11 protein-coding genes are annotated in these 12,073 nt (G+C 72.5%); 6 read left to right on the top strand and 5 right to left on the bottom strand.

Annotated features, from left to right (window positions below):
• Nucleotides 1–293: 293 nt before the first annotated feature.
• Nucleotides 294–1,235: a nitrilase-related carbon-nitrogen hydrolase gene (locus AB0O82_RS24915; RefSeq protein ID WP_350876327.1), complete on the bottom strand. Its 942-nt coding sequence runs from the start codon at nucleotides 1,233–1,235 to the stop codon at nucleotides 294–296.
• Nucleotides 1,236–1,414: 179 nt separating this feature from the next.
• On the opposite strand from AB0O82_RS24915, the gene AB0O82_RS24920 reads away from it, so the two are divergent.
• The 4 genes from AB0O82_RS24920 to AB0O82_RS24935 all read left to right on the top strand — a co-directional run bounded on the left by AB0O82_RS24920 (nucleotide 1,415) and on the right by AB0O82_RS24935 (nucleotide 5,411).
• The gene (locus AB0O82_RS24920; RefSeq protein ID WP_363586164.1) at nucleotides 1,415–2,416 is read left to right on the top strand and encodes a LacI family DNA-binding transcriptional regulator; all 1,002 of its coding nucleotides are present in this window, start codon (nucleotides 1,415–1,417) and stop codon (nucleotides 2,414–2,416) included.
• A 206-nt stretch (nucleotides 2,417–2,622) separates the two neighbouring features.
• Complete coding sequence (locus tag AB0O82_RS24925; RefSeq protein WP_363586165.1) at nucleotides 2,623–3,936, top strand: cytochrome P450; 1,314 nt, start codon at nucleotides 2,623–2,625, stop codon at nucleotides 3,934–3,936.
• A gap of 169 nt (nucleotides 3,937–4,105) precedes the next feature.
• Nucleotides 4,106–4,978, top strand: a complete 873-nt coding sequence (locus tag AB0O82_RS24930) for a HEAT repeat domain-containing protein (RefSeq protein ID WP_363586166.1) — start codon at nucleotides 4,106–4,108, stop codon at nucleotides 4,976–4,978.
• A gap of 76 nt (nucleotides 4,979–5,054) precedes the next feature.
• On the top strand, nucleotides 5,055–5,411 hold the full coding sequence (locus AB0O82_RS24935) for an immunity 51 family protein (RefSeq protein ID WP_363586167.1): 357 nt from the start codon (nucleotides 5,055–5,057) through the stop codon (nucleotides 5,409–5,411).
• A 208-nt stretch (nucleotides 5,412–5,619) separates the two neighbouring features.
• Here AB0O82_RS24935 and AB0O82_RS24940 read toward each other — a convergent pair whose 3' ends face one another.
• A complete protein-coding gene (locus tag AB0O82_RS24940) occupies nucleotides 5,620–6,444 on the bottom strand; it encodes an SAM-dependent methyltransferase (RefSeq protein ID WP_363586168.1) in 825 nt (274 codons plus the stop codon).
• A gap of 307 nt (nucleotides 6,445–6,751) precedes the next feature.
• Here AB0O82_RS24940 and AB0O82_RS24945 point away from each other — a divergent pair, with 307 nt between their 5' ends.
• Nucleotides 6,752–8,245: a leucyl aminopeptidase gene (locus AB0O82_RS24945; RefSeq protein WP_363586169.1), complete on the top strand. Its 1,494-nt coding sequence runs from the start codon at nucleotides 6,752–6,754 to the stop codon at nucleotides 8,243–8,245.
• Nucleotides 8,242–9,942, top strand: a complete 1,701-nt coding sequence (locus AB0O82_RS24950; protein ID WP_363586170.1) for an AbgT family transporter — start codon at nucleotides 8,242–8,244, stop codon at nucleotides 9,940–9,942. The genes AB0O82_RS24945 and AB0O82_RS24950 overlap by 4 nt, the downstream gene beginning before the upstream one ends.
• An 18-nt stretch (nucleotides 9,943–9,960) precedes the next feature.
• On the opposite strand, the gene glsA is transcribed toward AB0O82_RS24950, so the two are convergent.
• From glsA to AB0O82_RS24965, 3 genes are all read right to left on the bottom strand, one after another.
• The gene (glsA, locus tag AB0O82_RS24955; protein WP_363586171.1) at nucleotides 9,961–11,196 is read right to left on the bottom strand and encodes a glutaminase A; all 1,236 of its coding nucleotides are present in this window, start codon (nucleotides 11,194–11,196) and stop codon (nucleotides 9,961–9,963) included.
• Nucleotides 11,197–11,272: 76 nt separating this feature from the next.
• The gene (locus tag AB0O82_RS24960; protein WP_363586172.1) at nucleotides 11,273–11,575 is read right to left on the bottom strand and encodes an SHOCT domain-containing protein; all 303 of its coding nucleotides are present in this window, start codon (nucleotides 11,573–11,575) and stop codon (nucleotides 11,273–11,275) included.
• A 46-nt stretch (nucleotides 11,576–11,621) separates the two neighbouring features.
• Nucleotides 11,622–12,044 carry a DUF6325 family protein gene (locus AB0O82_RS24965; RefSeq protein ID WP_363586173.1) on the bottom strand — a complete coding sequence of 141 codons (423 nt, stop codon included), beginning with the start codon at nucleotides 12,042–12,044 and terminating at the stop codon, nucleotides 11,622–11,624.
• Nucleotides 12,045–12,073 lie beyond the last annotated feature (29 nt).

The following is a 12,073-nucleotide window of genomic DNA, read 5'->3' on the forward strand; positions in this document are numbered from 1 at the left end:
CGGCGGTGACGAGCAGCGGGCGACGGCGGCGGACGGACATGGTGGCTCCCCGATGACGGTGCGTGCTGGCTTGCTGGACACCCACCATGACGGTCAATCAGTGACTTTCGGTGGCACGCGCGGCGTCACAATCGTCAGGACATCCCGAGGACCGGACTGTGACAATCGGCCAGGCGCAACACCATTGACACCGCGAGCCCCGGGCTCACCACTTCGCTCGCCTTCAGCCCCGCAGCCCCGCAGCCGGGCCTCCCCGTTTCCTGGCCGGAACCGGGCCGGGGAGGCCGGGGGCGTCAGCGCTGGGCGGTCAGGGGCGCGTAGGCGTCGGGGCGGCGGGTGGTGTTGAAGGGGAAGAGTTCGAGCCAGTCGTGGCGCTGGTCGAGGTCGAGGTCGGCGACCAGGACGGCGGCCTCGTCGCGCGGTGCCCGGGCGAGCACGCGGCCGTACGGGTCGACGATGAACGAGCTGCCGTAGAAGGTGAGTTCGCCTTCGGTGCCGATGCGGTTGGGGACGACCATGAAGGTGGCGTTGGCGATGGCGTTGCCGGTGATGACCTGCTGCCACAGCGGCTGGGTGTCGAAGCCGGGGTGGCCCGGCTCGGAGCCGATGGCGGTCGGGTAGACGAGCACGTCGGCGCCGGCGAGGGAGTAGGCGCGGGCGAGCTCGGGGAACCACTGGTCCCAGCAGGTCGGCAGGCCGACGGCGGCGTCGCCCACCTCGGCGAGGGGGAAGGCGTCCTCGCCGGCCGGGCCCTGGCGGAACCAGGTGTCCTCGTAGTAGCCCTCGGTCACGGGGATGTGCAGCTTGCGGGTGCGCTGCACCAGGGTGCCGTCGGGGGCGACGAGGATCGCGGTGTTGTAGCCGAGGCCGTCGGGGCCGTCCGGCCCGTCGGCCTTCTCGAAGAGCGAGGCGTGCACGTGGATGCCGTGCTCGCGGGCGGCGGCCGCGGCGAACGCGAAGGTCGGGCCGGTGCGCAGGTCCTCGGGCTCGACGGCCTGCGGGTGGTCGGACTGGCGCAGCACGGCGAAGTACGGGGAGAGCGTGAGCTCCTGGAGGGCGACGAGGGCGGCGCCCTGTTCGGCGGCGAGGCGGATTCCCTCCAGCAGGCCGGCCCGGTGCTGCTCGGGGTCCGCGTGCCAGCGCTGCTGGACGAGGGCGACCCGCAGGGCGGCGCGCCGGGGCGCGCGGGTGCGGGCCGGGGATGCGGGCGGGTTCAGGGCGGTGATCAGGCGCATGGCGGGTCCTCGGGTCATCTCGGGTCATGGTGTCGGGAGCAGCGGCCGAAGCTGTGCCGGAACGTTCCGGCACGGGTGACCCTAAGCCTTGCCGGAACGTTCCGGCAAGGGGGTTCGAGGAGCATCGCAGACGCCCGGACCACGGGTGGCCTCCGGTTCTGCGTCTAGACTTCCGGGCTGTGACCAGCCGATCCGTGACCCTGTTCGACGTGGCCCGGGCGGCCGGGGTGTCCAAGAGCACCGCCTCCGACGCCCTCCTCGGATCCGGCCGGGTGGCCGAGGCGACGCGTGAACGCGTCCAGGCCGCGGCCCGAGAGCTCGGCTACCGGCCGAACTCGGCGGCGCGCAGCCTGCGCCGCTCCAGCACCGGGGCAGTGGGCCTGTACCTGCCGCGCACGGCGACCCGCCTCGACTACTACATGAAGCTGGCGTTCGGCGCCGTCGAGCGAGCCCGCGAGGATGGCCTCGACGTGGTGCTGCTGGCCCCCGGGAAGGCGGCGGAGGGCGGGCTGGCCGCCCGGGTCGACGGGCTGATGGTCATCGATCCGGAGGTCGACGACCCGGCCGTGCCCGGTCTGCTGGCCGCCGGCGTACCCGTGGTCACCGGGGAGCGCTACCTCGGAGGCGGGGCCGCACCCAGCGGATCGGTGGTGTGCGACAACGCCACCTCGCTCGCCGCCCTGCTGGACCACCTCGCGCAGCGCGGTGCACGCCGCCCGGCGCTGCTGGCCCCCGGCCCGGGATCCGACTGGGCGGCCGCCCTGCGGGCCGCCGCCGCCGACTGGACCGGGCGCCACGGCGTCGAGGTCGCCGTGCGAACGGTCCCGTTCGCGGCCACGCCGACCGAGGCCGAGGCCGCCACCACGGACCTGCTCGCCGGCACCCCGGGCCTGGACGCCGTGGTCTGCGCCCCCGACGGCGCGGTGCCCGGCGTGCTGGCAGCCGTGGCCCGGGCAGGCCTGCGGGCCGGAACCGAGGTGCTGGTGGCCGCCTGCGTCGACGGCGCCGCGGCACGCGGGTCGAGCCCGCAGGTGACGGCGGTGGACCTGCGCGCGGCGGAGTACGGCCGCGAATGCGCGGCCCTGCTCAGCGACCTGCTGTCGGGCGCGGCGGAACCGGGCGTGGTACGGACCCACGCCTGGGAACTCCACGTCCGGGCTTCCACCGCCGGTCGCGGCTGACACCGACCCGAACGGAGACCGACCCGAACGGACACCGACCCGAACGGACACCGACCGCGGCCCCGGACGACGACCGGGCGTCCTCGTCTCCGGGGTCGAGGGCGAATGCATTCGTTCGGGTGGATTGGCACCGATAGCGGCAGGTGGGGCGCGGTCCGGCCGCCATGATGCCGTCACGGAACGACCACCCGTTGGGAGCGCTCACCATGACGACGCAAGGCCGGACCACCACCGAGTCCGGCGACGAACCACTGGACCTGGCGGATCAGGAGCTGGTCCGCGATCCGTTCACCTCCTACGCGCACATCCGCGAACGCGAGCACCTGGTGCGGGGCTGCGTCCGAGGCGTCGACCCCATGTGGGTGGCGACCCGCCACGACGACATCCGCACGATCATGAGCGATCCCGACTTCACCATCGACGCCGCGACCGTCCCCGGCGCGAAGGTGGCCCACCGCACCGAACAGACCTGGCAGGCCCGCGGCATGTACGCGGGCTACGAGAAGTACCTGCGCGCCGGGATCTTCGACTCGGACGGCTCCGACCACCGCCGTCTGCGCGGCCTGGTCGCCGCCGCGTTCTCCCCGCGCCGCGTGGCCGCGCTGCGCCCCCGGATCGAAGCCATCGCCGCCGACCTGCTCGACCGCCTGCCGGACCACGCCGAGGACGGCGTCGTCGACCTGATCGAACACTTCGCCCGACCGCTGCCCATCACCGTCATCTGCGAACTCATCGCCGTCCCCGAAGCCGACCGCGACCGCTGGCGGAGTCGCAGCGCCACCCTGGCCGCCGGCACCTGCGGCGAGGAACTGGGCGACGCGCTCGCCGGCATGGTCGCCGACGCCCACCTCCTCGTCGGCCTCCACACCGCCGACCCGGGCGACGACCTCATCTCCGAACTGCTCGCGCCCCACCACGACGACCGCCTGAGCACCGACGAGCTCGTCTCGCTCATCACCAACCTGGTCGTCGCCGGGCACATCACCACCGTCAACCTCATCGCCAACAGCACCGAAGCGCTCCTCGCCCACCCCGACCAGCTCGCCCTGCTGCGCGAGGACCCCGCCCTCATGCCGCACGCCGTCGATGAACTCATGCGCTACTGCGGGCCCGTCGTGCGCGCGCTGCCCCGTTACGCCACCCGCGACACCACCGTCGGCGCCACCCCGGTGTGCGCCGGAGAAGCCGTCCTCCCGATGGTGTCCGCGGCCAACCGCGACCCCGCCGCCTTCGCCGACCCCGACCGCCTCGACCTCGGCCGCACCCGCCACAGCAAGGAGCCCCACCTCGGCTTCGGGCACGGCGCGCACCGCTGCCTGGGCGCGCACCTCGCCCAGGAGGAGGCCGCCGTCGCCCTGGCCGCGCTGTTCAGCCGGGTACCCGACCTGCAACTCGCCGTCGACCCGGAGCACCTGCAACGCGGCACCAACCCGCTCAACTGGCACCTGAAGACCCTCCCCGTACGCCTCCAACCCCCGAGCCACACGGCGCCGGCCAGGAACGAGGCACACCCGGCCTAGCTGGCAGAGAACGGCAAGGGCAACGCGCGCAGTGTCCCCGAGCAAGGCGCGGAGGTGAGTGGCCGGGAAGTACTCGCACATGACGGAATGTTGAACGCCCGGGCGGCCGCGAGAGACTGTCCGGGCACCTACCGCGACCCGCTGATCCACCGAAAGCCGGCTGACTTCCATGGACTTGACCACCGACGGGATCGACAGCCTCCTCGCGCGCTACATGCACGGGGACGGTGGCGCCCTGGAGGACCTGGTGGCTGCCGGACCGGTGAGCCTTCGCCGACTCCTCGACGTGTTCGCGGGCCGGGCGGAGAAGAGCTGGGACCTGGCGGAGATCGTGAGCCGCGACCGGGACGAGTACCGGCGCCCCGCCTCGCTGCAGGTACTCCTGGCGGAGGCTCTCCCGGATGGGTTGTTCGACGCGCTGGCGGACGACCCCTCGCTCGAATCGCTGCTGGCCCGTGAGACGTTCGCACATGTCAGGGACCCGCGGACGGTGCCGTTCCTGGAGCGCCAACTTCGCTCCGGTAGCCCGGAGTTCCGTCACCGGGCGTTGCTCGGTCTGGCAGAGAACGGGTCCGCTGAGCACACGGAGGCCGTCGTCGGGTGTCTGGCGGACCCTGCGATGCGGTCCGAGGCGGTGGAGACGCTGGCCCGGCTGGGCGATGCCCGCGCGGTCGGGCCGTTGCTGCGTGAGCACCTCGCGGACGACTCCGACTTCGCCCGGCGCGCCGGAACGGCTCTGGACCTGGTCGAGCAGCGCATCGGCGGGCCGCCGACGCCCCCGGTCTGGCGCGAGCTCGGGCCGGTGGAGTTCGTGGTGACGCCCAAGATGGGCGTCCCGTGGTGTGTGACAGAGGTCCTGGTGGTGCCCGGACAGACGGTCCGGGGAGGCGAACTCATGGCCGCCATGGAGAACGACGCGCTGAGCAACGATCTGATCGCCGACTGGCCCGGCACGGTGACGGAGGTCCGGATCGCGGTGGACGACGAACTGCCCGAGGAGATCGTCGCCCTTGTCGTGCAGAGTCGCAGGCGGGTCGGGTAACGGGAGTGACGATCCGGCAGTGCGGCCCGGGAGCCTTCGCCCGCCGCTGTCGGACCCCGCCGCTAAGGTCGGTCCCATGACCGATCGGACGACCTACGCACCCCTGATCCTCTCCGCCTACGACCACGAGCCGGAGTCCTACTACCTGATGCTCACCGACGACGCCATGGTCGCCGTCGAGGACGAGTTCGAGGCCTGCGGCCAGTACGGCAACGGGTACGGCTGGGCGGGCGTCGCCCGGGCCGCGGTGCTCGCGCACGCGCCGGAGGTGTCGGAGCGGCTGACCTACGATCCCGAGGCGGGGATGTTCATCGCCCGCAGTCGGGACCTGGACGCTCTGCAACGCCTCGCCGCGCTCCTGAGTCAGGCGTTCCACGACCGCGCCCGGCTCGCCGAGTTGATACGCGGCGTCGATCCGGACGACTTCGACTGACTGTCGGCCGGGCGCCTCCCGCCGTACCGCGGGGTGGGGGACGACCCGCGCGCCGGGCGGCACCCTCACGGCGGCTGCGGCTGACACGTTCGGTCCGCCTGCACCGGAAGCCGTCGGCGACGTCGCGGAGCGATGCGACAGCGGTTGCGGCGGTGGCGAAACGGATCGTGGAGGGACCGGTGTACGGGGCGCGCGGGCCAACAGCCGGCTACGGCTTGCGGGCCAGTGCGCAGGAGATCAGCTGTTCCCACACCGTCGGAGCGGGCCTGTCCACGCCGTTCCCGGTGCCGTCGTCGTCCGGCGCGGGGTCCGGCCGCCACAGGGAGCAGGGGACCAGGCCCGGTTCGAGGAGCTCAAGGCCGTCGAACAGGCCGGTGATCTCCTCGTCGGTGCGCCAGCGGCCGCGGCCGAAACTGCTCTGCAGCTTCTGCTCCATGAGCCGGGTCTCCTCGTTCCCGCCGGAGCGGAAGTGGGAGATGTAGACCTGACTGTCCGACCGCACCCGGTCCACCCACCAGCGCGCGAGCTCGGCGGGGCGTTCGGCATCGGTGAGGTGGTGCAGCACGGCGCTGAAGACGACGCCCACCGGCTCGTCGAAGTCGATCAACTCCTGTAGGCCGGGGTCGTGGTACAGCGCCTCCGGCGCGCGCAGGTCCGCCCGGATCACGGTGGTGCGGTCGTCGGCGGCCAGCAGGGCCCGGCTGTGCGCGACCACGACCGGGTCGTGGTCGACGTAGACGACGCGCGCGTCCGGACGGTGCCGCTGGGCGACCTGGTGCACGTTGTCGGCGGTGGGCAGGCCGCTGCCCATGTCGACGAACTGGGAGACGCCGTCGCGGGCCATGGCCGCCACGGCGCGAACGAGGGCCCCGCGATTGGCGAAGGCCATCGCCCGCGAACCGGGCAGGTCCTTGATGAAGAAGTCGCCGATCTCGCGGTCGACGGCGTAGTTGTCCTTGCCGCCGAGCAGATAGTCGTAGACCCGGGCGATGCTCGGCTTCGACTGATCATCCTCTGTGCTGCGATCGGTCACGGCAGCCGACTTCCCGTCCCTCGGACCAGTGCGGCCTCAAGCCTAGGGTGTGTCCTCCCACCCCCGCCTGCGCGCCGACGCCGGTGCGCCGGGCGTTCGTGCGTTTGGGGGCACAGCGCGTGGCGTGTCCTGGAAGCGCCCTGACCGTGCGTCTTACTGGGGAGCGGCTGCTGGGACCGGCGGCCTCTGGACCGCCGCCCCAGCAGAGGAGAGCACAGTGGCGCAGAGCAGGGCAGCCCTCGATCTCATTCCTTCGTGGAGCCGCGTTCCGAGGGTTGACGTCGTGCCGGCCCGGGATCCGGAGGCGGTGCGAGATCCGGAGGCGGTGGGGCTGCCGGTGGTCCAAGGGGCGGTGGCGGTGCCGGCGTGGATCGGGCTGGGCCCGGGGGCCGTGGAGGCCGCCGGCATGACGGGGGCGACGGGCCGGGTGCTGCTGGTGCCCCGGGAGGACGGGCCGGACGTCGTGCTCTACGGGACGGGGCCGGAGGGTGCGGCAGGTCCCGATGTGCTGAGGGACGCCGGGGCGGCCGTGGCGCTCGCGGTGCCGGGCCGTTCGCGGCTGGCCGTCGTGGTGCCGTCCGGGGCGGGTGCGACGCCGGCGGAGGCGGCGCAGGCGTTGGTGGAGGGGGTGCTGCTGGCCCGTTACGGCTTCGATCCGCTCAAGCGCGAGCCGTCCGGCACGGCGCTGGAGACTGTCACGGTCGTGGAGGGTTCGGGCTCGGGTTCGGACTCGCGCGAGGCCGTCGAGCGGGGCGCAGAGCGCGGGGTGTGGCTGGCCCGCGCGACGATGCTGGCCCGGGACCTGGCCAGCGCGCCGCCCAGCCTGCTGACCGCGCCGGACCTGGCCGAGGTTGCGGTGCGGCTCGGCGCGCAGTGCGGCCTGAGGGTGGAGGTGTTCGGGCAGCGGGAGCTGGAGGAGCTGGGCTGCGGCGGCCTGCTGGGCGTGAACCGGGGCGGCGTGGACGAAGCCCGCATGATCAAGCTCACCTACCTGCCCTCCGGCGCCGGTGACGGGACGCCCCGGCTGGCCCTGGTGGGCAAGGGCATCACGTACGACTCCGGGGGCATCAGCCTCAAGCCCGCCGACGCCGTGCACGCGACGATGAAGAACGACATGTCCGGTGCAGGGGCGATCCTGGCGGCCCTGTGCGTCCTGGCCGGGCTCGGCTGCCGGACGGCCGTGACGGGCTACCTGATGTGCACGGACAACATGCCTTCGGGCTCGGCGCTCAAGCTGGGCGACGTGCTGTGGATGCGCGGCGGCACGAGCGTGGAGGTGGTCAACGCCGACGCGGAGGGCCGCCTGGTCATGGCGGACGCCCTGGTCCTGGCCGGCGAGGAGCCGGGGGACGCGATCGTGGACATCGCCACCCTGACCGGCGCGTGTCTGCGGGCGCTCGGCGCCGAGACCGCGGGCGTGTTCGGCAACGCCCAGCCGCTGGTCGACCAGGTCCTGGACGCCGCCGCCCGCACCGGCGAGCCGGCCTGGCAGCTGCCGCTGTCGCGGCGCTACCGGCCGGAGCTGGACTCGGAGGTGGCGGACCTGAAGAACATGGGCGGCCCCAACGGCGGGGCGATCCATGCCGCGCTGTTCCTGGAGGAGTTCGTCGCCGGCCGCCCCTGGGCGCACATCGACATCGCCGGGCCGGCCCAGAACGACAAGCCGAGCGGCTGGCGCACCAAGGGCTGCACCGGCTTCGGCGCGCGCCTGCTCGCAGAGCTCGCGCTGGCCTTCACCCCTCCGTCGACGGCCGCGCGGACCGACTCCACCCGCTCGATCAGTGAGGAGGCCGGCCGGTGAGCGCCCTCGCCCACGCCCAGGCCGACGGCCCGCAGGACAAGAGCGCCACCGCCTCCGGGAACGGAAAGTCCGGCGGAGGGTCGGGGCGCGTCCTGGACGCCATCGAGAAGATCGGGAACAAGGTCCCGCACCCGGCCATCATCTTCCTGCTGCTGTGCGTCCTGGTGATCGTGCTGTCGGCGGTCCTGGCCGCGTTCGACGTCCACGTCACCGGCGAGACGGTCAAGTCCGTTCCCTACCCGGCCACGCAGGTCCACGAGGGCGGCACCGAGTACGCGGGCACCCACCTGCCGCCGGAGTCGACGTACACCCACCACTACGAGACCGTCGTCGAGACGACGAAGGTCGAGAGCCTGCTGTCCGGCGACGGCGTCCGGTTCCTGTTCACCTCCGCGGCGCACAACTTCAACGACTTCGGCGTCGTCGCGGTCATCCTCGTCATCATGGTCGGCGTCGGGCTCGCGGAGGAGGCCGGACTGATCGCGGCCCTGATCCGACGCCTGGTCAGGATCTCACCACCGGAGACCCTCACCGCGATCATCGTCTTCGCCGGCATCCTGTCCAGCATCGCCTCCGACGCCGGCTACCTCGTCCTCATCCCGCTGGGAGCGGTCGCCTTCATCAGCGCCGGGCGCCACCCGCTCGCCGGGATCGCCGCGGCCTTCGGCGGGGTCAGCGCGGCCTTCAGCGTCAACCTGCTCATCGCCCCGATCGACGGCATCATGACCGAGATCACCAACCAGGCGATCAGGCTCGTCAACCCCGGGCAGTCCCTCAACCTGACCGCGAACTACTACTTCGCGATCGGCTCCACCCTGTTCCTCACCATCGTCATCACCTTCATCACCGAACGCATCATCGAACCCCGCCTGGGCCCCTGGCAGCCGCGGGACACCGCCGCCGTCGCGGACAGCGAGGAGCCCCCCGTCGACACCGCAGCCGAGGCCCGGGGGCTGCGCTACGCCGGCCTCTCGCTGATCGCGCTCGTGGTGGCCGTCACGCTGCTGGCGTTCATCCCCGGCGCGCCGCTGCGCAACCCGGAGACGGGGAGCCTGTTCGAGGACTCGCCGTTCATGGACGGCCTGATCGTCATCATCATGATCGCGTTCCTGGTGATGGGCCTGGCCTTCGGCGCGGGCGCGAAGACCCTGCGCGGCAGCGCCGCCGCGATGGACGCGATCACCAAGACCTTCGCCGGGCTCGGCGGCCTGATCTTCCTGCTGCTGATCATCGCCCAGTTCATCTCGTACTTCAATTACAGCAACATCGCCACGGTGGTCGCCGTGCAGCTCGCCGACCAGCTGGAGAGCGCGAACATCGGTGCGATCTGGCTCCTGATCGCCTTCATCCTGCTGACCTACGTCATCAACCTGATCATCCCCGGGATCATCCCCAAGTGGGCGATCTTCGCGCCGATCTTCGTGCCCCTGTTCATCCGCCTCGGCGTCGCGCCGCAGACCGTGCTGGCCGCCTACCGGGTCGGCGACTCCCCGACGAACGTCGTCACCCCGCTGATGGTCTACCTGCCGTTCATCGTCCTGCAGTGCCAGAAGTTCAGGAAGCAGGCCGGTGTCGGCACCGTCATCTCCCTGATGATCCCCTACACGGTCATCGTGGCGGTGGCCTGGCTGCTGTTCTTCGTCGCCTGGTACGCCATCGGCATCCCGATGGGGCCGGGCGCACCCGTCAAGCTGTGAACCTGTGCTTGCCGGTGCTCACTCGGCTCTCTCGGCCGGGGTGTCGCTCCGGTCTGCGGACGGCCTTCGGACCAGGCCCGCGGGGTCGACGAAGCGCACCGTCGTCCGGGCCCGGAGGCCGGCGGCGCAGTCGGCCAGCAGCCTGCGGGCGATCGGGCGCACGGCGGTGACGTGGGAGAGGTCGACCGTGACCAGCGGCCGGGGCTGATCGCGGGCCAGGCGACGGACGCAGTGGACGATCTCCTCGGCGGCGGCGAAACCGAGGTCGCCCAACAGCTCCAGGTGGTGCGCGCCGTGGTCGGTGCGCACCGCCTGGAGCGGTGAGCGCGCACGCTCGGTGTGCCGCAGGACGTGCAGGCCCAGTTCGGCGGACAGCTCCCGCAGGACGGCGCTCGCGCGGACGCTGTTGCCCCGAGGGTCCAGCGGGGGGCTGAACACGCCGACGCCGAACTGGCCGGGGCTCACGGCGCAGACCCCTCCGCCGACGCCGCTCTTGGCCGGCAGGCCCACCCTCAGCATCCATTCCCCGCTGTGGTCGTACATGCCGCAGGTGGCCATGACCGACAGCGTCGCGCTCGCCGCGTCGGCGTCCACGACGCGGCGCCCGGTCACCGGGTTGCGCCCGCCGTTGGCCAGCGTGGCGCCCATGACGGCCAGGTCGACGGCGGTGACCTCGATCGCGCACTGGCGGAAGTACACGTCGCAGGCCTGCTGGGCCGGGCGCTCCAGCACGCCCTGGGAGAGCGTGAGGTAGGCCAGCGCCCGGTTGCGGTCCCCGGTGGCGGCCTCGGACCGGTAGACGTCCTCGTCGACCGTCAGCCGGCGGCCTGCGAAGCCCGACAGGGTGTCGCGGATCCGTTCGAACGCGGCCTCGCAGTCGCCGCCGATCAGCGCGGTCGTCACGATCGCCCCGGCGTTGATCAGCGGGTTCGCCGGGCGCCCGGTGCCGGCCTCCAGGCTGATCGCGTTGAACGGCTCCCCGCTCGGCTCGAACCCGACCCTCCTGGCCACCTCCGCCAGGCCCAGCTCCGACAGTGCCAGCGAGTACACGAAGGGCTTCGAGACCGACTGGATCGTGAAGGCGGCCGACGCGTCACCGGCCTGATAGGCGTGGCCCTGGACGCTGACCATGGCGAGGCCGAAGGCGTGCGGGTCGGCGCGGGCGAGTTCGGGGATGTAGCGGGCGACGTCACCGGCGGTATCGGCGCGGTGCCGTTCGACGAGTTCGGCGAGCACCGCCGTCACGGGCTCCATCACCGCACCACGGCGGCGCAGCGCGCGGGCCCGGTCGGGCCCTGCCCCCGTGCGGGCGCCGTCCGGCGGAGGGGGTTCACGAGGTGAGGAGGCGTTGCTTGGCCGCCGTGAACTCGTCGTCGGTCAGCATCCCGCTCTGCCGCAGTTCGACGAGGCGTTCGAGCTGGGCGAGCGTCTGGTCGTTCGGCGCGGCGCCCGGCACGGCCTGAGACGCGGGTGCGGGCGACGGCGGTGCCGGGGCCGCCTGCGCGGTTGCCTGCTGGTGCCGGGCGGCGACCCTGCTCGACACGGACGTGGCGGTCCCGGCGATGACGGCGGTGCGGGCGGCGGTGCCGATGAGCCCCGGGCGCCCGCTGCGCGACAGACGACGGCCGATCATGACAGCTCCTTCTCGGAGTCCGGCTCCCCTTTTGGAGTCCGATCTTTCAGAGACCGATCGCGGCGAGGTCGGCCGCCACCACGGTGTGCGGCACGTGCTCGCGCGTGACCAGGACCCCGTCCGCGTCGTCGAGTGCCCGCAGCAGCGGCGCGGCCCAGCGGTGCTCCCAGACGATGATCGCCGCCGAGCACCCCGCCGGGATCTCGTCGCAGACGCTGGCCAGGTCCTCGTCGCTCAGCAGGCCCATGACCTCGCCGTCCAGCTCGGCGAACACGGCGGCTTCGTCGCTGTCCAGGGCATCGAGTTCGAGGACGCGGACCGTCCCCCGCTCGTCCCTCTTGATGAAGGTGAGGTCGAGGATGCGGATGATCCCCTCGGAGGTCAGGCGCTTGAGCTCCGGCAGGATCGCCCCCCGGAACCGGTTGCCCGGGAAGGCCATGACGGCGTACTCGACCGGCCCGACGTCCATGGCGCCACGCCCCTTCCGCATCGCGTCCC

The organism is Kitasatospora sp. NPDC088264, assembly GCF_040685715.1.
Classification (GTDB): Bacteria; Actinomycetota; Actinomycetes; order Streptomycetales; family Streptomycetaceae; genus Kitasatospora.

Excerpts from the sequence above, each read along its gene's own strand:
- AB0O82_RS24915 (WP_350876327.1), bottom strand. The coding sequence starts at position 1,235 with ATGCGCCTGATCACCGCCCTGAACCCGCCCGCATCCCCGGCCCGCACC.
- AB0O82_RS24925 (WP_363586165.1), top strand. The coding sequence starts at position 2,623 with ATGACGACGCAAGGCCGGACCACCACCGAGTCCGGCGACGAACCACTG.
- AB0O82_RS24930 (WP_363586166.1), top strand. The coding sequence starts at position 4,106 with ATGGACTTGACCACCGACGGGATCGACAGCCTCCTCGCGCGCTACATG.
- AB0O82_RS24935 (WP_363586167.1), top strand. The coding sequence starts at position 5,055 with ATGACCGATCGGACGACCTACGCACCCCTGATCCTCTCCGCCTACGAC.
- glsA (WP_363586171.1), bottom strand. The coding sequence starts at position 11,196 with ATGGAGCCCGTGACGGCGGTGCTCGCCGAACTCGTCGAACGGCACCGC.
- AB0O82_RS24960 (WP_363586172.1), bottom strand. The coding sequence starts at position 11,575 with ATGATCGGCCGTCGTCTGTCGCGCAGCGGGCGCCCGGGGCTCATCGGC.
- AB0O82_RS24965 (WP_363586173.1), bottom strand. The coding sequence starts at position 12,044 with ATGGACGTCGGGCCGGTCGAGTACGCCGTCATGGCCTTCCCGGGCAAC.